Annotated in this window: 19 protein-coding genes; 16 read left to right on the forward strand and 3 right to left on the reverse strand. The window is 53.2% G+C overall.

Translation table 11 applies throughout. The annotated features are described in order from the left end of the window. The first annotated feature begins 70 nt into the window (after window positions 1-70). From B0F88_RS19600 to B0F88_RS02325, 6 genes are all read left to right on the forward strand, one after another. Window positions 71-805, forward strand: coding sequence for a glycosyltransferase family 2 protein (locus B0F88_RS19600; RefSeq protein WP_104422338.1), 735 nt, complete (start codon window positions 71-73; stop codon window positions 803-805). Further along, window positions 802-1749 carry an LpxL/LpxP family acyltransferase gene (locus tag B0F88_RS19605; RefSeq protein WP_104422339.1) on the forward strand — a complete coding sequence of 316 codons (948 nt, stop codon included), beginning with the start codon at window positions 802-804 and terminating at the stop codon, window positions 1747-1749. The genes B0F88_RS19600 and B0F88_RS19605 overlap by 4 nt, the downstream gene beginning before the upstream one ends. After that, window positions 1739-3331 carry an HAL/PAL/TAL family ammonia-lyase gene (locus B0F88_RS02300; RefSeq protein WP_104422340.1) on the forward strand — a complete coding sequence of 531 codons (1593 nt, stop codon included), beginning with the start codon at window positions 1739-1741 and terminating at the stop codon, window positions 3329-3331. The genes B0F88_RS19605 and B0F88_RS02300 overlap by 11 nt, the downstream gene beginning before the upstream one ends. A gap of 5 nt (window positions 3332-3336) precedes the next feature. Continuing rightward, window positions 3337-3876: an REP-associated tyrosine transposase gene (locus B0F88_RS02305; RefSeq protein WP_104422341.1), complete on the forward strand. Its 540-nt coding sequence runs from the start codon at window positions 3337-3339 to the stop codon at window positions 3874-3876. 772 nt (window positions 3877-4648) lie between these two features. Then, window positions 4649-4870 (forward strand): helix-turn-helix domain-containing protein, encoded by a 222-nt coding sequence (locus B0F88_RS02320; protein ID WP_104422342.1) that lies wholly within the window; start codon window positions 4649-4651, stop codon window positions 4868-4870. Further along, window positions 4860-5408, forward strand: a complete 549-nt coding sequence (locus tag B0F88_RS02325) for a hypothetical protein (protein WP_219820760.1) — start codon at window positions 4860-4862, stop codon at window positions 5406-5408. Before B0F88_RS02320 ends, B0F88_RS02325 begins: the two co-directional genes overlap by 11 nt. On the opposite strand, the gene B0F88_RS02330 is transcribed toward B0F88_RS02325, so the two are convergent. The 3 genes from B0F88_RS02330 to B0F88_RS02340 all read right to left on the reverse strand — a co-directional run bounded on the left by B0F88_RS02330 (window position 5371) and on the right by B0F88_RS02340 (window position 7924). After that, a complete protein-coding gene (locus B0F88_RS02330) occupies window positions 5371-6306 on the reverse strand; it encodes a DNA-methyltransferase (protein ID WP_104422343.1) in 936 nt (311 codons plus the stop codon). The genes B0F88_RS02325 and B0F88_RS02330 overlap by 38 nt on opposite strands. A gap of 122 nt (window positions 6307-6428) precedes the next feature. Further along, window positions 6429-7622 carry an iron-containing alcohol dehydrogenase gene (locus tag B0F88_RS02335; protein WP_104422344.1) on the reverse strand — a complete coding sequence of 398 codons (1194 nt, stop codon included), beginning with the start codon at window positions 7620-7622 and terminating at the stop codon, window positions 6429-6431. 5 nt (window positions 7623-7627) lie between these two features. Next, window positions 7628-7924, reverse strand: coding sequence for an antibiotic biosynthesis monooxygenase (locus B0F88_RS02340; RefSeq protein ID WP_104422345.1), 297 nt, complete (start codon window positions 7922-7924; stop codon window positions 7628-7630). 412 nt (window positions 7925-8336) lie between these two features. On the opposite strand from B0F88_RS02340, the gene B0F88_RS02345 reads away from it, so the two are divergent. From B0F88_RS02345 to B0F88_RS02395, 10 genes are all read left to right on the forward strand, one after another. Further along, entirely contained in the window at window positions 8337-8750 is a 414-nt protein-coding gene (locus B0F88_RS02345; protein ID WP_104422346.1) for an acyl-CoA thioesterase, read from the forward strand. Then, window positions 8747-9334, forward strand: coding sequence for an outer membrane lipoprotein carrier protein LolA (locus B0F88_RS02350; protein WP_104422347.1), 588 nt, complete (start codon window positions 8747-8749; stop codon window positions 9332-9334). The genes B0F88_RS02345 and B0F88_RS02350 overlap by 4 nt, the downstream gene beginning before the upstream one ends. Next, a complete protein-coding gene (locus tag B0F88_RS02355; RefSeq protein WP_258076536.1) occupies window positions 9315-11639 on the forward strand; it encodes an MMPL family transporter in 2325 nt (774 codons plus the stop codon). The genes B0F88_RS02350 and B0F88_RS02355 overlap by 20 nt, the downstream gene beginning before the upstream one ends. A gap of 149 nt (window positions 11640-11788) precedes the next feature. Continuing rightward, window positions 11789-13021 (forward strand): NAD(P)/FAD-dependent oxidoreductase, encoded by a 1233-nt coding sequence (locus B0F88_RS02360; protein WP_104422349.1) that lies wholly within the window; start codon window positions 11789-11791, stop codon window positions 13019-13021. A 248-nt stretch (window positions 13022-13269) separates the two neighbouring features. Beyond that, a complete protein-coding gene (locus B0F88_RS02370) occupies window positions 13270-13743 on the forward strand; it encodes a DUF3261 domain-containing protein (RefSeq protein WP_258076537.1) in 474 nt (157 codons plus the stop codon). After that, a complete protein-coding gene (locus B0F88_RS02375; RefSeq protein WP_104422351.1) occupies window positions 13724-14899 on the forward strand; it encodes a beta-ketoacyl-ACP synthase in 1176 nt (391 codons plus the stop codon). The genes B0F88_RS02370 and B0F88_RS02375 overlap by 20 nt, the downstream gene beginning before the upstream one ends. Beyond that, the gene (locus B0F88_RS02380) at window positions 14896-15315 is read left to right on the forward strand and encodes an ApeP family dehydratase (RefSeq protein ID WP_104422352.1); all 420 of its coding nucleotides are present in this window, start codon (window positions 14896-14898) and stop codon (window positions 15313-15315) included. The genes B0F88_RS02375 and B0F88_RS02380 overlap by 4 nt, the downstream gene beginning before the upstream one ends. Window positions 15316-15564: 249 nt before the next feature. Beyond that, window positions 15565-16290, forward strand: a complete 726-nt coding sequence (fabG, locus tag B0F88_RS02385; protein ID WP_104422654.1) for a 3-oxoacyl-ACP reductase FabG — start codon at window positions 15565-15567, stop codon at window positions 16288-16290. Further along, window positions 16284-17513, forward strand: coding sequence for a beta-ketoacyl-ACP synthase (locus tag B0F88_RS02390; protein WP_104422353.1), 1230 nt, complete (start codon window positions 16284-16286; stop codon window positions 17511-17513). The genes fabG and B0F88_RS02390 overlap by 7 nt, the downstream gene beginning before the upstream one ends. A 24-nt stretch (window positions 17514-17537) precedes the next feature. Next, window positions 17538-17900, forward strand: a complete 363-nt coding sequence (locus B0F88_RS02395; RefSeq protein WP_104422354.1) for a hypothetical protein — start codon at window positions 17538-17540, stop codon at window positions 17898-17900. The last annotated feature ends 128 nt before the right edge of the window (window positions 17901-18028 follow it).

The following is an 18028-nucleotide window of genomic DNA, read 5'->3' on the forward strand; positions in this document are numbered from 1 at the left end:
TTTCAAACTATTTTTCTTCGTGTCCTTCATGCTCTTCGTGGTGAATAATGCTTTCGGAGTTTTATAGCCAATGAAACCTTGCATCATCATTCCCGTTTACAATCACGAAGCCGCGATTCCCCTGGTGCTGGCCCAATTAAAAAGCTTCGGCATGCCGACTTTACTGGTTAATGACGGCAGCTCGGCATCTTGCTCCCGGATTCTGGCGGATTGTGCCGAACGGGAACCGGACTGGCTGACCTTAATCAACCGTCCTGAAAACGGCGGCAAAGGCGCTGCGGTACTGGACGGCTTTAAGGCGGCGCAGGCTATGGGATTCAGCCATGCAATCCAGATCGATGCCGACGGACAGCACGACGTGAACGATATTCCGGCGTTTGTCGAGGCCGGAAAGCGGCATCCTGATGCGCTGATTTTAGGACGGCCGGTGTTCGATCAAACCGCGCCGAAGAGCCGGGTTTACGGCCGAACTATCGCTAACCTGTGGGTATGGATCAACACCTTGTCGCTTGCGATTGAAGACAGCATGTGCGGTTTCCGTGTGTATCCCTTGGCTGCGGTGGCAGAGCTAACCCGCACCACTCAGATAGCCGAGCGCATGGATTTTGACATCGACATCCTGGTGCGCCTGTATTGGCAAGGCGTAGACGTAATCAATATACCGACGCGTGTGCAGTATCCTTATGACGGCGTGTCGCATTTCAAATTATGGCAAGATAACCTGAGGATCTCGAAAACCCACGCCAAGCTGTTTTTCGGCATGTTGCCGCGCATCCCGCAACTGCTGGGCAGGCGCTATAGATGAGTAAATCTTCGCATTGGTCGGAGATGGGCGAATGGAGCATGATCCGGGGCATGCGTTTCTTGCTGCGCGTTTACCTGTTGCTGGGGCGTAGCGCGTTGCAGTGGTTTTTATACCCGGTCGTCAGTTATTACTGGCTGGCGAACAAGCCGGGCAGGGCGGCCAGCCAAGCCTATTTAAAGCGCGTTGCGAAGCTTTCGCCCGCATCGGATTTGAGCGGAAGCCTCCTGGACAGCTACCGGCACTTCATCTGCTTTGCCAACGCCATTATCGACAAATTGGCGGCCTGGTCCGGCGCGTTGACGCTGGCGGACGTGGATTATGCAGGGCGCGGCGAATTGCTGGCTCAAATCAAGACCGGCAGGGGCGCAGTCCTGCTGGGCTCGCACCTGGGCAATCTTGAAGTCTGCCGCGTGATTGCGGATATGGATGGCGCGCCCCGCATCAACGTGCTGGTACACACCAAGCACGCCGAAAAATTCAATCGCCTGCTGAAGCAAACCAACGAGAATAGCGGCTTAAACCTGATCCAGGTGACCGACATCAGCGCCGCCACGTCAATGCTGCTGAGCGATAAAATCGACAACGGCGAACTGGTCATCATTGCCGCGGACCGGACGCCGGTAAGCCCGCATCCGCGCGTGAGCCGGGCCGAGTTTCTGGGCGCTGATGCGTTGTTTCCGCAAGGCCCGTTTATCCTGGCCTCGCTGCTTAAATGTCCGGTTTACACCTTGTTTTGCCTGAAACAGCAGGGCAGACAGGCGATCTATTTTGAACATTTCAGCGAACTGTTGACGTTCCCCAGAAAAACCCGCGAGCATGCCATACAGCAAACCATACAAAGCTATGCCCGGCGACTGGAGCATTATTGCTTAATGGAACCGTTACAGTGGTTTAACTTTTTTGATTTTTGGCAATTGATTGATAAAGAAAGCGATGAACAGTAAGAATACCGTGGTTTTTGATGGGCAGGCGTTGACGATTGAGTCTATTTGCCAAATAGCCAACCAACAAGCGCAGGTTGAGTTAGGCAGGCAGCCGAAATTTATTGAGCGCATCAACAAAGGCGCCCGGTTTATCGATACCTTGTTAAAGGAAGAAGGCTTTGTTTACGGCGTAACCACCGGCTACGGCGAGTCCTGCACGGTCTCCATTCCGCTGAACCTGGTCGAGCAACTGCCCAAGCATCTGTACACGTTCCACGGCTGCGGGCTGGGCGATCATTTTGACGCCCAGCAGACACGGGCCATACTGGCCGCGCGCCTGACCAGTCTGGCGCGCGGTTACTCGGGCGTGCGCTACAAACTATTGAAACAGTTGGCTGAATTATTAAAGCAGGACATCCTGCCGTTGATCCCGCAGGAAGGTTCGGTCGGCGCCAGCGGCGATTTAACGCCGTTATCCTATGTCGCCGCCGTGCTGGCCGGGGAGCGGGATGTGCTGTATCAGGGCCGGCGTCAGCCGACGCAAACGGTTTTTGCGGAACTCAATATCGAAGCGCTGACCTTAAAACCGAAAGAAGGCCTCGCGATCATGAACGGCACGGCGGTCATGACCGGCATTGCCTGCCTGGCCTATCAACGCGCCGAATATTTATCCCGGTTGGCCACGCGGATCACCAGCCTGGCTTCGATCGCCTTGAACGGCAATGCCTACCATTTTGACGAGAAACTGTTTTCGGTCAAGCCGCACCCCGGCCAAAACCGCGTCGCCGAGCGGATACGTTCGGATTTGCAGTTGCAGCGCAGTGCGCCGCGCCACGATACCCGCTTGCAGGATCGCTATTCGTTGCGCTGCGCGCCGCATATCATCGGCGTGCTGGAAGACTCGTTGCCCTGGCTGCGGCAGTTTATCGAGAATGAATTAAACAGCGCCAACGACAACCCGATCATCGATGCCGAAGGCGAACACGTCCTGCATGGCGGCCATTTTTACGGCGGCCATATCGCTTTTGCGATGGACAGCCTGAAGACCGCCGTGGCCAATCTGGCCGATTTAATGGACCGGCAAATGGCGCAGTTGATGGACCCCAAATTCAACCACGGTCTGCCCGCCAATCTTTCCGGCGCTACCGGCGAGCAAGCGGTGTTGAACCACGGCTTCAAGGCCTTGCAAATAGCGGTGTCCGCCTGGACGGCCGAAGCGCTTAAATTGACCATGCCCGCCAGCGTGTTTTCCCGCTCTACCGAGTGCCATAACCAGGACAAGGTCAGCATGGGCACGATAGCAGCGAGAGATTGTATCCGCATTTTGGAGTTGACCGAGCAGGTTGCGGTGGCTGTGTTGCTTGCGGTTGTTCAGGGCGTTGAGTTGCGGGGTAATGTGGAGGCGTTAAGCCCGGCTTTGCAAAAGACTGTTGAGCAATTGCGGGAGCATAGTTTGTTTTTGAGTGCTGACCGGGCGTTGGAACAAGAGTTGCGGCAGTGTCTAGAGCTGACCCGCAAGCAGCATTGGGATTTATATGATTCTCCTCGTTCCCACGCGCCGCGTGGGAATGCAGTTCAGGGCGCGCCGCGCCCCGAGGATTAAACACTATGGGCCGTAGCCGCTACCGAATCTGCGACGAAAAAGCCCCGCACTTTTTAACTTGCACTGTGCTGAACTGGATACCGCTATTCACCCGACCGCAAATCGCAGGCATCATTTTGGACGCACTACGATACCGGCAAGAAGAACACGGCTGGAAAATATACGGCTACGTCATCCTGGAAAATCACCTCCATATGATCGTACAAGCCGAGAATCTGTCTGTGGAATTGCCGCGCTTCAAATCCTACACCGCCCGCCAACTGATCGACCACCTGAAAGAATGCCGCGCCGAACGGTTGTTGCAACAGCTGGCGTTTTTCCGCAAGGAATACAAACGCGAGGACCGGGATTATCAATGCTGGGAAGAGGGATCGCATCCGCAGCTAATCGAGAACGAGAAGGTGCTTCGGCAGAAGCTGGAGTATATCCATCAAAACCCGGTGAAGCGGGGGTATGTCGATGAGCCTGCGCATTGGCGGTATTCCAGTGCCAGGGATTATGAGGGTGTTGCCGGGCTGATTCCTGTTTTTAGGGATTGGTTGTGATTCGCGGCGCAGCGTGCCTTGGACTGCAAGTACTGTCTCTTTACTCACACCACATCCTCGTTCCCACGCGCCGCGTGGGAATGCAATCCAGGGCGCGCTGCGCCAAGTAAACGAGGGTATGTGGATGACAGGCATTGGAAGTATTCCAGCGCCGGAGATAAAGGGGGCGTTGCCGGGTTGGTTCGTGTTTTTAAGGCTTGACGGTGACTCGCGGCGCGGCGCGCCTTAAACCGCATTCCCACGCAGCGCGTGGGAACGAGAAAATGTGTCGCTAGCGCGACGGTTGATTGAATCGGGTTCTCGCACCCGAGGGCGAGTTACTTTCTTTTGCTCCGCCAAAAGAAAGTAACCAAAGAAAAGGCGGCCCGGTTGCCGCTTTGATCCTGCGTTCCTCGCTTTCGCCGGGGGTTGACGAAAGGGGCTCCTGCCCCTTCGTCAACGTGCGGCCTCCCTGCCGCACCCCTACGGGCTATTCCCGGCGAAAGCTCCGGTACTCGGCGCGGCAAACGGGATTCAGTCCGTACCATCGGCCGGTTTTCTTCGCTACTGCACGGTACTCATTGTTATACACAAGCATTTAAAAGCACGTCATTCCGGCAGGGATTGCCGGAATCCAGCGCAAAGAGCCGTGAAATTGTCGGCTGGTAAGTACTTTGGAAATCCAAATTTCTCGGTCTCACATGGTGTGTGGAAACGATGAAAAAATTTGAATTAGCTCTACGCTACTTATAGTCTGTCGACTTATAGAGTGCAATGCTGGATTATTTACTTTATGGAAATAACGCAATCTTTCGGTCAAAAAGTTAGGTATTTTCGAATTTTGAAAAGACTTTCTCAAGAAGAGCTTGCCGGGCTTTGTGGCTTGCATAGGACATATATAGGTTCTGTGGAACGTGGTGAGCGGAACATAACCCTTATAAATGCCGAAAAAATTGCAACCGCATTAGAGCAGTCGCTCGCTTCATTTTTTTTGGAACAACCTAGTGTCAATTGAGCAGAATTTAGACGCAGTACTTGAGCGGTATAAAACATCATTTATCGAAAAAGTTTATTCGGAAGAGAATGATGACCACGATCTGCTAATGGAGGCTTTCGGAATTTCCCCAGCACTTAAACGTGAAAATCGCCAGTATTGGGGGCGAGAATTAGGGAAATGCTGGGAATCACTGGTCATTGAAGCCTGTAAAATACTGCCAACATTCCAACCAGCTTTGCGTATAGGCGGCGATGAACCATGTGATCTTATCGTTCAAAATTACGCCATTGATACTAAATATCGGATAGGATCTGGCGATTCTGGAACTCTAAAAAAATTTAAATCATATGGGCCGTTATTAAGGGAACAAGGATATGAGCCTGTTTTTTTATTCCTTCGCGAAGATAACTTGCCTGCTGCAATAACAGCCTGTCAAAGTGGAACTTGGAATATATACATAGGTAAGCAATCATTCGATTTCATTAAAAATATTTCTGGATTCGATATGGAGGACTACCTTATGAGAAAAGCAAAGGCATTTCTTGTAGTTCGCTAACCGACTGAAGTCTCTTTTCTATTATATCGATGTAAGAAGGTTCCACTTCTATACCGATATAATCAATCCCAGCTTGTTTTGCTGCAACTAAAGTAGTACCTGATCCTGCAAAGGGGTCAATAACAATAGTACCTTCTACCCTTGGAACAAATATATCGACCAGCTTTTTCATGAGTTCTAAAGGTTTAACTGTACAATGGACATTGTAATCAGGGGTTTTGTCGCGTTTAATGTTTTCTAATATATTTGATTGAAAACCACCATCTTCATGTTTGGCATAAAAAAGTCCAGTCCCATATTCTAAGAGAGTTTGAGTGTAGTTATTTACAAGAGGTTTTTGAACAACACAAATAGCCTCCCATTCACTTCTTAAACAGCTATGCCAACCTTGCCAATTTTCAGGATTGGCATAACCTTTTTGTTCAAGATTTTTTTCCATGTTGATGCCTTTAGGTATTCCACTTGAACGGCGATACACGACTATATCTCGAGCATAAAACCCAGCTTTTTCTAAAGCCACTTGAACATGAGCAATAGTTCTAGTGCTATTAAAAACTAAAACGGAGGCTCCAGGCTTACATATTCGAAATAATTCTGTAGCCCACTCTAAACACCAATCTTCATACTCAAGAATATTTTCTCTATTTCTCCTATACCAACGCTCGTTTCTTACCCCTCCAGCTAAACCACTGCCATAGGGGATATTTTTAACTAACGTCTTACTGTCTTTTATGCGATTTTTTCTACGTTGAATTTCAGAGTCATCCCATTTGTGACCAATAAATTCATAGTTATATGGTGGGTCTGTAATACACGCAGATACAGTGCTATCAGACAGTTTTTTTAAAACTTTTCTGCAATCACCCAATAGTACTTTATTCTTAAAACTTTCCATCATAACCTCATAAAATGATACTTATAGTATTCATTTTTGCGTAAATACTCAACTAGTGAAATGGCATGATATACGGTTCCGAAGATCATGATGATGGAACAGCTGCACCAAACTATTACTCCAGCTCAAAGTCTCTGCATCAAAATAGCATTGACCTCCTCATCCGTCAGCACAATCGGATTAGTCTGCATGCTACTGCCGCGACTATTAGCAACAATCATCGGAAAATCATCCGCACTAATCCCATAGCCATAAAGGCGCGGCAGTTGCAGCCGTTCACTCCACTCGGCCAATAAAGCAATTAACGCCGATCGCGCCGCAGCATCGTCAAGCTCATCCAGGCCGCTCAATAACCGCCCGACTTGCGCATATTTAGCCAATGCCGGGTTTTCAGGTTCGCGCTGCTGCATGGCCTTGATATTGACCTCGGTGGCGGCGGATACCAACGTGCCGCAGACCACGCCGTGCGGGATAGGAAAATAAGCCCCCAACGGCGAAGCCAAGCCGTGTACCGAACCCAGACCCACTTGGGCCAGGGTGATGCCGGACAGCAAGGCCGCGTAAGCCATCGCGCCGCGCCCCTGGCTGGCCGCCGGTTCGCTCCCTTCCCAGGCGGCAAAAAAGCCTTCCTTGACGGCGGTCATGCCGCTCCAGGCCAGCGCGTCGATAAACGGGTTGGCTTTCAGCGAGACATAGGATTCCAACAGTTGGGTAAACGCATCCATGCCGTCGGCTGCGACCAGTTCGCGCGGGCAGCTCGCTAACAAGTCGGGATCGATCACGGCGTATTCGGGAATTAAACACTCATCGCGGAAGGATTTCTTGAAGCCGTCCGGGCCTTGTACGCTCAACACCGAGTTTTTGGTCGCCTCGCTACCGGTCCCAGCGGTGGTCGGGACGGCGATAAACGGGGTGCTGGGGCCGTGATACGGGACGTTTTTGCCGACGCCTTCGAGGTGATCCATGACCGAATTGCCGTGCGGCAGGAGGCCTGCTATCGCTTTGGCGGCATCGAGCACGCTGCCGCCGCCGATAGCGATAACCACGTCAATCGATTCGCCGCGAAACCGGCTGACCGCCTGATCCACCAGCGTCGGCGACGGTTCGCCGGAAACGGTAAAGTGCAACCAGTTGATTCCTCTGCTTTCCAGTGTCTGGGTAAAAGCTTGCCAGCGCGGCGTCGAGCAGAAAGAGTGTTTACCGGTCACCAACAAGGCGGTGCGACCATAGTTCGCCGCCAGCGCCGGGACTTCGTCGATACGGCCGCTGCCGTAAATAATGCGCGGCAAACGCGAGAGTGAGAAAGATTCAAATTGCATGGGTTTTATCCTTGCGGAAACAGGCCGTCGTAACGGACGCCTTGGCGCGGCTGGGCCATCCAGTCCGCCACGGTATCGCGCCAAGTTAAATAATGGCGGGTTTGCTTGTGGGCCGCCGCAGCCTCGGCAGAAGCATAGGCTTCATAAAGGATAAATTGGCCGGGATTTTCGGGAGATTGCAGTATGTCGAATCGGCGGTTGCCGGGCTCCTGGATCGAAGCTTCGTGGTTGAGCCGTGTCGCGGCAATGAAGTCATCGATGTGGGCGGGTTTTACGTGGACATGAACCAAGGTAACGTGCATAGCGGTGCCTTTGTGAGTTATGAGTGTGGCGAATATTATACTTCACGCGGTGTTGTTTTCAGGTTATGAAAATGTCTGAAGCCTAAGCGGTATCGCTTTGTTTTGGTCTGTGGCGACATTGAGCGGAATAGGCTGATTGTAAGGTATGAGATAATATATAGCGTTGAACCGGGTAAGAATGGTTTCATGGATTGCGCCACTGTTATTAAATTAAGGCGTGGTTATTTGACGCTCGTTCCCAAGCTCCAGCTTGGGAACCCTGAAGGCGAAGCTCAGCTTCGCGAAACGGGAAGCTGAGCTTCCTACACTGTGGAGCTTGGTAAATAGCACAGAACGGCTCAGCGCGCCCTTCGGCACAGCTCAGGACAGGCCTTAAACTGCATTTCCACGCGGCCGTGGGAACGAGATAATAATGATTCATCAAACTTCAATCGATCTGCAAATCCCCTTCCATGATGTCGACATGATGGAGGTGGTCTGGCACGGGCATTACGCCAAGTATTTTGAAATAGCGCGTTGCGCGCTGCTGGAAACAATCGATTACAACTATCCGCAAATGCGCGACTCCGGCTACGCGTGGCCGGTCATCGATCTCGGCATCCGTTATGCGCGGCCTGCCGTTTTCGGGCAGATTATTACCGTAAGAGCCCAAATCGTCGAATGGGAAAACCGCTTGAAAATAAACTACCTGATCACCGATAAACACACAGGCCTAAGGCTGACCAAAGGCCATAGCATCCAGGTGGCTGTAAACATGGCGACGCGGGAAATGTGCTTTGCATCGCCTGTCGTGTTGCTTGAAAGACTCGGGCTGGAGGCTTCTTGATTTTAATAAAAGCGCTGCTGCTGTATTTATTGGCATGCGGACTAGGTGTTGCAGATGAAGCGGTGTTGACGGAGATCGCCGCACGCTTGGCAAAAACACCGATTGCTCAGGGCGACTTTCACCAGCACAAACAGCTTAAAATTTTACATAAGCCTTTAGTTTCCAAGGGCACGTTCACTTACGACCAAAGCAAGGGCGTTATCTGGAAAACCCTGACGCCGGTGGTTTCATTGCTGCTGGTCAACGAGTCTAAGCTGCTGACCGGGCAGGGCGAACAAGCGGTGCCTGCGGCTTTCGGCAAGGTTTTCAAGGCCATGCTGGGCGGCGACTTGGCGGCGTTGACCGATGGCTTTAACATCACCGGAACCGATCGAAAAACGTCTTGGCAGCTGGAGCTAAGCCCCAAGGACGAGATGCTGAAAAAAATTATCAGTACGATGCTGCTGTCCGGCGACACCGAGCTGCGCTGGTTGGAAATACGCGAAGCCGCCGGCAATGTCACCCGCATCACCTTCGACGGCATCACGCACCCTGCGCAATTAACCGAGGAACAGGAAGCCGATTTTGAGCGTTTATCACCCTAAACTGACCGCGGGGCTTTGGCTGGCCGGAATGCTGGCCATCTGTATTCTCGGCGGCCAAGCCTTGACTAAAGATTGGCTGGAAACGAGCTTTTTGGCGTTATTGCCAAGCAACGAACAGCAGCCGGAAATCGCCAAAGCCACCCGGCAACATAATCAGCTGTCGAACCGGAAAGTGGTCTGGCTGGCGGGGGCGGCGACGTCTGACGAAGCTATCGGCCATGCACAAAAACTCAAACAGCAACTGGAACAAAGCCTGCTGTTTAACAAGGTGGTGCTGGAGATTCCCCAGCAGCAATACATCCGGCAATACCGGCAACTATTCCCTTACCGTTATCAGCTGCTGGATGCGCAAACCCAGGCAATCTTGGCGACTCATCCCGAGCAGTTGATCAGGCAAAATCTGGAAATGCTTAACAGCCCGATCGGGCAGATGCAGGCGGCCGATCTGGAGCGCGATCCGTCGCTGATATTCAGCCGTTATTTCAACGCGCAAAATCCGGTCAAGCTGAATCTGGAGCAGGGCATCGTCGTGTTGTCGGACCGGCAGCGGTTTTACGCGCTGTTGTTGACCGAGTTGCAGGATGAAAGGTTGCAGTTGGACAAGCTGGAAATCTTGTCGAATCTGGTTGACGGCGCAACCGAACAAGTCAAAGCAGATGGCGGCGAGCTGCTGGTTTCCGGCATGCCTTTGTTTACCGCACATGGCGCCAAGGCGGCCAAACAGGAAATTTCCACGGTCGGCATAGGTTCGAGTCTCGGCATTATCGTATTGCTGTGGGCAACTTTCCGCAGCGTCAGGCCATTGCTGTTATCGAGCCTCGCAATCGGCAGCGGCCTGCTTGCCGCGTGGGTTATTTGCGTGCTGTTTTTCGGTAAAATACATATCCTGACGTTGGTTTTCGGCGCCAGCTTGATCGGCGTCGCCGACGACTATGCGCAGCATTTTTTGTGCGACAGTTTCGGCGAGAAGGACTGGAATCCCCGGAAAGGCTTAAAGTTTATTCTGCCGGGGCTTACGTTGGGGCTCATAAGCAACCTGCTGAGTTACGCAGGCTTGGGTTTTTCGCCGTTTCCAGGCTTGCAGGAAGTGGCGTTATTTTCCGCGATGGGTTTGCTGGTTGCGTGGCTGACGGTGGTACTGCTGTTTCCGTTGCTGCTAACCGGGTTCAAGTTTGATCATCAGCCGGGCATACTTAAACTGACAAGCTATTGGGAGCAGCACTGGCCGCTTTGGGTAAGCAAGCATCGGCGTGGCTTAAGCTTGCTGTTGACGGTTTTTATTGCTGGCGGACTGTGGATGCTGACGCCGCAGGACGATGTGCGCTTGCTGCAATCGCCGCCGGCCGAGTTACTCCGCACCGCCGATAAAATCCGGTCTTTATTTCCGATGAGTCCCGACAACCGGTTTTTTCTGGTGTCGGGGCAAGATCAAGCGGACTGGCACCAAAATGAACAAAGACTGCTTCAGCGTCTGGACATGTTAAAACAGCAAAAATCGCTGACCGCTTATGAAGGCTTGAGCGGCTATTGGCCTGATGTAAACCGGCAGCAACAAAATTACCGGCTGTTAAAGCAGAAGCTGTACGACTCGGGCTTGCTTGAACATTACATGACCGATCTCGGTTTTGAACAGACGGCGGTGAAGGCCGAACTGAAGCAGTTTGCCTCGGCGGAGTCTAATACGCTGGCCTTGCCGGAATGGCTGGCGACTGCCGATGAAGCCAAGCAGCAGTTGTGGCTGGGTTGTGATTCCGGTCGCTGTCAAAGCACGGTTGCGTTAACCGGTATCAGCGATGCTGGCGCATTAACGGAGTTACAGGATTTGCCCGGCGTAGTCTGGGTGGATCAGGTCGAAGCGGTGTCGTCATTGTTTGCGCGTTACCGGATCAGGGCCAGCGGCTTGCTGCTGGCTGCTTTCTGCCTAGCCTCGTTGGGCTTGGGCTTCAAGTTCGGTTGGCGCAATAGCGTAACCATCATGTCGGTCCCGGTTGTTTCGCTGGCGGTTTCGTTAGCCATGCTGGGCTGGTTCGGCCAGTTGTTCAGCCTGTTCAACCTGTTTGCGTTGTTGCTGGTGCTGGGCATCGGCGTCGATTACGGGCTGTTCTTTTTCATGGCGGGCGACAGGCGAGCCAGCACCTCGCTGGGTGTTACACTGTCGGCATTGACGACCTTGCTGGCGTTCGGCTTGTTGGCGATAAGCTCCACCGAGATCGTGCATGCGTTCGGATTTACGGTGACTGCCGGTATTGTAGCGGCGCTGCTGTGCGCGCCATTGATTGGGCTTAAGACAATTTCCTCTGAATGAGCATTATTTTTTACTCACCACGAAGACACGAACGACTGCATGGATGCAGGAGCAATTGCCGAGAACACGAAGCTTTTAGTTCTTCATGCACTTCGTGTCTTCGTGGTGAATAGTTAACCCTGATATGCAGATAGGAGCATGAAATCGGCATGACAAATAATAAGAATAACAAAGGCGAAATTATCATCATCGGTGCCGGGCCTTCCGGCAGCATCGCCGGGGCATTGCTGCAAAACCAGGGCTTTAAAGTGACCATTCTGGAGCGGCAGCTGTTTCCGCGCTTCAGCATCGGCGAAAGCCTGCTGCCGCAATGCATGGAATTCATCAAGCAGGCCGGGATGCTGGACGCGCTAGTCAATGCCGGGTTCCAGTATAAAAACGGCGCGTCTTTCGTCTGCCGGGAACTGCAAACCGAGTTTTCTTTCGAGGACAAATTCAGTCCCGGCATGGGCACCACGTTCCAGGTGCAGCGCGGCCGGTTCGACAAGCTGCTCGCCGATGAAGCCGTGCGCATGGGCGTTAACATACAGTGGCAAATGGAAGTGCTGGCGGCAGATATTGCAGCCGACCGGCCGAAGCTTACGGTGCGCAATCAGCTTGGCGAAGTCATGACCTACAGTGCCGATTTTGTGCTGGACGCCAGCGGTTTCGGGCGTATCTTGCCAAGGCTGCTGGATTTGGAATCGCCGTCCGGGTTCCCGGTCAGGCAAGCCTTGTTCGGGCATATTGAAGATAGGATCGGGGAAGGGCAATTCGACAGAAACAAGATTCGGATCACGGTGCATCCCGTGCATCAGGATGTCTGGTATTGGCTGATCCCGTTCAGCAACGGGCGCAGCAGCGTCGGCGTGGTCGCGGAACCGGAATTTCTTCAGGGCTGGGACAATAACGACCAAGCCTTGAAGGACATCATCAATCAAGACCCCAGCCTGGCCGCATTGCTTCAAAACGCTGTGTTCGATGAAAAAATCAACACCATCGTCGGCTATTCCGCCAATGTAAAAAGCCTGTACGGCAAAGGCTATGCGCTGCTCGGCAATGCCGGCGAGTTCCTGGACCCGGTGTTTTCATCCGGCGTGACGATAGCGATGAAATCGTCCAGCCTGGCTGCGGATGTGCTGGTCAGGCAATTTAACAATGAAGCGGTCGACTGGCAGCGGGATTACGCCGAACCCTTGCAGCGCGGCGTCAATACTTTCCGGGTGTATGTCGATGCCTGGTATGACGGCCGTTTTCAGGATGTGATCTTCCACCCGAGACAACAACCCGAAGTGAAGGCAATGATCAGTTCAATACTGGCCGGTTATGCCTGGGATGAAAACAATCCTTACGTCAAAAATGCACGTCCGAGGTTGGATACGTTGGTTGAGTTATGCAGGTAAGGATTTTGAGTGCTAGTTCCCAAGCTCCAGCTTGGGAATTCAGTGCGGGAAGCTCCAGCTTCCTGTCTCGCGAAGCAGCGACTTGCATGGATGCAGGAGGTAGAGCAACGCAGGAGCGGTTGCCGAGAGCTTCGTTACCTGGGTTCCCAAGCTGGGGCTTGGGAACCAGCGTAATATGTATTTTTTTACTATGGCTGTCCGGCTGTGCGCTGATACCGCCGGAGCCAGTTACCGCTAAACCTGAACTAATGCCGATCGCGCAACCTTTAGGCCCGGCCAGACGGATAGTGCAGCAAATCAACGCGGTGTGGGCCGATCGGCAGGAATCCCTGTTGGCGGTTCTGGAGCTGGACGCGAAACATATCGCGATGGCCGGACTCAGTAACGACGGCTTGAGCCTGTTCAATTTGACCTACGACGGCAATACTGTGGTCTCCGATAAAAGCCCGTTATTGCCGGACTCGGTCGCCCCGGAATTTATCATTTCCGATCTGCAACTGGCTTATTGGCCGATAGCCGAGCTGCAAAAAAAACTTCCGGCCGGATGGCGATTGGAAGCGGGCCAGAACAAACGAATTTTAACGGTCGGGAATAAAAAACAAGTCGAAGTTAATTATTTATCCCCTGATCCTGTGTGGCCCAAAGCCGTTGAACTGGTCAATTTTCAGTACAATTACCGCTTGAACATTAAAACGCTAAGTTATGACCTTATACCTGAATGATCTAGGCCTGTTATGCGCGGTCGGCAATAGCAAGGCCGAGGTATTAAAGCGCCTGCTGGCCGGTGACCGGTCGGGATTATCAGCAAGCGACGAGTTCGGGACCCGCTGCATGGTCGGCGCTGTGAGTTCCGAGCTGCCTGAGATTGCGGAGCGTTACCGCATGTACAACTGCCGGAACAATCGCCTGCTGCTGGCGGCATTAAGCCAGATCGAACAGACGGTCGGCGACATGATTGCCCGGTTCGGTGCCGATCGCATCGGCATTGTACTGGGTACCAGTACGTCGGGGGTGCGCAACACCGAGCTGGCTTTGGATTATTTGGCGGATCACGGCTCATTGCCAAAAGAGTATCATTACAAGCAGCAGCAAATGGGCGCAGGGGCGGATTTTCTGGCCGATTTCCTGGGCGTGCAAGGTCCTGCCTACACGATTTCCACGGCCTGTTCTTCCAGCGGCAAGGCGTTTGCGTCGGCGCGGCGCTTAATCCGGCAGGGCTTATGCGATGCGGTCATCGTGGGCGGGGCGGACAGCTTGTGCGGTTTGACCGTTAACGGTTTTGCTGCGCTGGAATCGATCAGCGGCGGCTTGTGCAAGCCGTTCGGCCTGCACCGAGACGGCATCAATATCGGCGAAGCGGCCAGCCTGTTTGTGTTGAGTACGGAACCCGGCCCGGTCATATTACAAGGCATAGGCGCAAGCAGCGACGCCTATCATTTTGCCGCACCGGACCCGGACGCAACCGACGTGATCGGGGCCATGCGGATTGCGCTGGATGACGCGGGCAAAACACCGGCCGAGATCGATTACCTGAACCTGCACGGAACGGCGACATTATTGAACGATGCGATGGAAGGCAAGGCCGTTAACGCCTTGTTCGGATCAACGGTGGCGGCGAGTTCCAGCAAGGGCATGACTGGGCATACGCTGGGCGCTGCCGCCGCATTGGAGTTGGCCTTTTGTTGGCTGTTGCTGACCAGTGCCGATCAGCAAGGCGCGCTGATACCGAATATTAACGATGACGAGACGGATCCAGCGTTACCGGCGCTGAATCTGGTCAAGAAAGGCAGGGCGTTGGGACGCCGGATCAACACCTGTCAAAGCAATTCGTTTGCGTTTGGCGGCAATAATGTGTCTATTGTGTTGGGGCGGGCATGAACGATGTAGCCGACCTGATCCCGCATAGCGGCAGCATGGTGTTGCTGGATCGTATTATCGACTATGACGATCAGGGCCTGACGGCCGAACTTGTCGTGCGCGCCGATGGTTTGTTGGGCGATCATGAATCTGTCCCTGCCTGGGCCGGTATTGAATACATGGCCCAGACGATAGCCGCCTATGCCGGCATGATGGCGACACAGGCCGGTGAGCCGATACGGCTGGGATTTTTGTTGGGAACCCGGCGTTATCACAGTAACGTTGCCGCATTTAAGGTTGGTTCAGCGTTGACGATAAAGGTGGAAAAAATCATGCAGGATGATAATTTAGGGGTTTTTGACTGCCGGATTCAGGGGAAGGGTGTGGAAGTCACCGCCAAGCTCAATGTTTATCAGCCGCCGTTAAACAACATATGAGTACAATATGAGCGCCTCGTTCCCACGCGTTGCGTCCTGCATTAAGTTAAGGGTTTTTCCGTTCGCCCTGAGCCTGTCGAAGGGTGAATGGAAAAATCCGAACCCACTGAGTTAAGCCATTCATGGTTCGATAAGGCTCTCCTGAGCGTAGTCGAAGGGCTTACCACGAACGGCTTAACTTAATGGCAGTGACGCGTTGCGTGGGAACGAGATGACGAGATGATGTTAAAAACAACACACGAGTACAAAATGAACAAAACTGTTTTAGTAACCGGCTCCAGCCGGGGTATCGGCAAAGCCATTGCGTTATATCTGGCTAAACAGGGCTTTGATTTGGTCATCCATTGCCGCAGCCAGCGTGCGCAGGCCGAGGAAGTCAAAGCCGAAGTCGAACGATTGGGCCGGGACGCCCGGATTTTGCAGTTCGACATTGCCGACCGCGAGCAATGCAGCGAACAGATCAATCAGGATATTGAAAACCACGGCGCTTATTACGGCGTGGTCTGCAACGCGGGCATCACCGCCGATAACGCTTTCCCGTCGCTGACCGGCGAACAGTGGGACAGTGTGATACACAGCAATCTGGACGGTTTCTACAATGTCTTGCAGCCGGTGGTGATGCCGATGGTCAGGCGGCGCAGGCCGGGGCGTATCGTTACCTTGTCTTCGGTTTCCGGTTTAATGGGTAACCGTGGTCAGGTCAATTACAGTGCGGCAAAAGCCGGTATTATCGGTGCGACCAAGGCGCTGGCGCTGGAATTGGCAAAGCGCGACATCACCGTCAATTGCGTCGCGCCGGGCCTGATCGAGACCGATATGGTCAGTGAGTTGCCTAGCGATGAAATCAAGAAAATGATTCCGGCGCGCAGGGTGGGCAGCCCCAAAGAAGTCGCCGCCGTCGTGGCTTTTTTAATGTCCGAAGATGCGGCCTATGTGACCCGGCAGGTTATTTCGGTCAACGGTGGCTTATGTTGAAACGCGTGGTGGTGACCGGTATGGCGGGGATTTCACCGATAGGCAGCGACTGGAGTCAGGTTGCCGAGCGCCTTAAAAACAAGTCAACCGGCATCCAAACCATGCCGGGCTGGGACAAGTACCAAGGCTTGAATACCCGCTTGGGTGGACCCGCCGAATTCACTAGACCTGAGCATTATTCGCGCAAGCAGGTTCGCAGCATGGGGCGCGTAGCCTTAATGGCAACCCGCGCAACCGAATTGGCCTTGATCGATGCCGGTTTGTTGGATGACGCCTGTCTTAAAAACGGGCAGACCGGCATTGCTTACGGCAGTTCATCGGGTAGTCCCGATGCGATCGCCGAGTTCGGCAACATGCTGCTCAACCATGCCACCGGCGGTTTGAATGCCACCTCGTATATCAGGATGATGAGCCATACCGCACCGGTCAACATCAGTCTTTTTTTTGGCATCAACGGCAGGATTTACACAACCTCAAGCGCCTGCACCTCGGGCAGCCAGGGTATCGGCTACGCCTATGAGGCGATAAAATTCGGCCGGCAAAAACTGATGGTGGCCGGCGGCGCGGAAGAGCTTTCGCCGATTCAGGCCGCCGTATTCGATACCTTGTTTGCAACCAGTCTTCGCAATGATACACCTGACAAAAGTCCCCGGCCTTTCGATCGCGACCGGGACGGCCTGGTCATCGGCGAGGGGGCAGGCACCTTGATATTGGAAGAGCTGGAATATGCATTGGCGCGCGGCGCCCGTATCCATGCCGAAGTGGCGGGTTTCGGCTGCAATGCGGACGGCCTGCATGTGACCCAGCCTGACAGCGGCAGCATGCAGGTTGCGATGCGTCTGGCTTTGCAGGATGCGCAGCTTGAAGCATCCTCAATCGGATACATCAGTGCGCACGGCACGGCGACCAGTCACGGCGATGTCGCCGAAAGCCATGCGACATCGGCGGTATTCGGCGATAAAACGCCGATCAGTGCGTTGAAAAGCTTTACCGGCCACACCCTGGGCGCTTGCGGCGCGCTGGAAGCCTGGGTGGCGGTCAACATGATGAATGAAGGCTGGTTTCACGCCACGGCCAATCTTGACAACGTTGACCCTGAGTGCGCCCGGCTGGATTATATCAAAGAGAATTTCCGGAAATGCGATTGCGACTATGTGATGAGTAACAATTTTGCTTTCGGGGGTATCAATACTTCTTTGATTTTTAAGCGTTGGGATAGTTAATCCCACTCAACCTGGAGAACGACAATGATAAGAAAAATATGTTTAGCCTTGGCTGTACTGCTCATGGTCACAGGCTGCACCACGACCGGCACCTTCAAAGTTCCACCCGGCGCCGATCTGTATATCTATAAAAGGCCGGAGCCGGTAGACATTAAAGCCGACGGCAAAGTCACCACCAAACCGTTTTTCTGGACTGCGGCGGGCGTGCCGCCTGGAGGCGGCATACCTTACAGCCTGCAAAAAGACGGCAAGGTTGTCAAAGAAGGCAAACTGAGAACGAAATTCCGCACCGTTTCAATATTCTGGCCGCCGTTCGCGGCCATTTACTGGCCGATGGGATTTAACCCGGATATCACCTACGATTTGGTGAATGATAAGCAGGAATAAAGCATCGGCATGAGTTCTTAGCCGGATGTTTGCAACGTGAACCGGCGGCTAAAGAAGGCCGTGTTACAGTTTGGAGTTATCCACATTTTCTGTGGATAACTCTGTGCATAAGCTGAAAATAAATCTCC

Source organism: Methylobacter tundripaludum, from assembly GCF_002934365.1.
GTDB lineage: Bacteria > Pseudomonadota > Gammaproteobacteria > Methylococcales > Methylomonadaceae > Methylobacter_A > Methylobacter_A tundripaludum_A.

Excerpts from the sequence above, each read along its gene's own strand:
- B0F88_RS02305 (WP_104422341.1), top strand. The coding sequence starts at position 3,337 with ATGGGCCGTAGCCGCTACCGAATCTGCGACGAAAAAGCCCCGCACTTT.
- B0F88_RS19600 (WP_104422338.1), top strand. The coding sequence starts at position 71 with ATGAAACCTTGCATCATCATTCCCGTTTACAATCACGAAGCCGCGATT.
- B0F88_RS02395 (WP_104422354.1), top strand. The coding sequence starts at position 17,538 with ATGATAAGAAAAATATGTTTAGCCTTGGCTGTACTGCTCATGGTCACA.
- B0F88_RS19605 (WP_104422339.1), top strand. The coding sequence starts at position 802 with ATGAGTAAATCTTCGCATTGGTCGGAGATGGGCGAATGGAGCATGATC.
- fabG (WP_104422654.1), top strand. The coding sequence starts at position 15,565 with ATGAACAAAACTGTTTTAGTAACCGGCTCCAGCCGGGGTATCGGCAAA.
- B0F88_RS02390 (WP_104422353.1), top strand. The coding sequence starts at position 16,284 with ATGTTGAAACGCGTGGTGGTGACCGGTATGGCGGGGATTTCACCGATA.
- B0F88_RS02320 (WP_104422342.1), top strand. The coding sequence starts at position 4,649 with ATGGAAATAACGCAATCTTTCGGTCAAAAAGTTAGGTATTTTCGAATT.
- B0F88_RS02340 (WP_104422345.1), bottom strand. The coding sequence starts at position 7,924 with ATGCACGTTACCTTGGTTCATGTCCACGTAAAACCCGCCCACATCGAT.
- B0F88_RS02375 (WP_104422351.1), top strand. The coding sequence starts at position 13,724 with ATGACCTTATACCTGAATGATCTAGGCCTGTTATGCGCGGTCGGCAAT.
- B0F88_RS02380 (WP_104422352.1), top strand. The coding sequence starts at position 14,896 with ATGAACGATGTAGCCGACCTGATCCCGCATAGCGGCAGCATGGTGTTG.
- B0F88_RS02345 (WP_104422346.1), top strand. The coding sequence starts at position 8,337 with ATGATTCATCAAACTTCAATCGATCTGCAAATCCCCTTCCATGATGTC.
- B0F88_RS02300 (WP_104422340.1), top strand. The coding sequence starts at position 1,739 with ATGAACAGTAAGAATACCGTGGTTTTTGATGGGCAGGCGTTGACGATT.
- B0F88_RS02335 (WP_104422344.1), bottom strand. The coding sequence starts at position 7,622 with ATGCAATTTGAATCTTTCTCACTCTCGCGTTTGCCGCGCATTATTTAC.
- B0F88_RS02370 (WP_258076537.1), top strand. The coding sequence starts at position 13,270 with ATGCCGATCGCGCAACCTTTAGGCCCGGCCAGACGGATAGTGCAGCAA.
- B0F88_RS02360 (WP_104422349.1), top strand. The coding sequence starts at position 11,789 with ATGACAAATAATAAGAATAACAAAGGCGAAATTATCATCATCGGTGCC.
- B0F88_RS02330 (WP_104422343.1), bottom strand. The coding sequence starts at position 6,306 with ATGATGGAAAGTTTTAAGAATAAAGTACTATTGGGTGATTGCAGAAAA.